Source organism: Citrobacter sp. Ce129 (assembly GCF_030334545.1).
GTDB lineage: Bacteria > Pseudomonadota > Gammaproteobacteria > Enterobacterales > Enterobacteriaceae > Citrobacter > Citrobacter europaeus.
On sequence record NZ_JAOWDS010000022.1, the window covers coordinates 1 to 336 of the forward strand.

The 336-nt window shown below is 51.5% G+C and carries 1 rRNA gene; it reads right to left on the bottom strand.

The features are described from left to right. Positions 1-316 (bottom strand): 23S ribosomal RNA (locus OGV77_RS00330); the annotation flags it as partial. Between the last annotated feature and the right edge of the window lie 20 nt (positions 317-336).

Consider the following 336-nt stretch of genomic DNA (forward strand, 5'->3'; position numbering starts at 1 on the left):
CGGACTTTCCAGACCGTTCCACTAACACACATGCTGATTCAGACTCTGGGCTGCTCCCCGTTCGCTCGCCGCTACTGGGGGAATCTCGGTTGATTTCTTTTCCTCGGGGTACTTAGATGTTTCAGTTCCCCCGGTTCGCTTCATTACGCTATGTATTCACGTAATGATAGTGTGACGGATCACACTGGGTTTCCCCATTCGGAAATCGCCGGTTATAACGGTTCATATCACCTTACCGACGCTTATCGCAGATTAGCACGTCCTTCATCGCCTCTGACTGCCAGGGCATCCACCGTGTACGCTTAGTCGCTTAACCTCACAACCCGAAGATGTTTC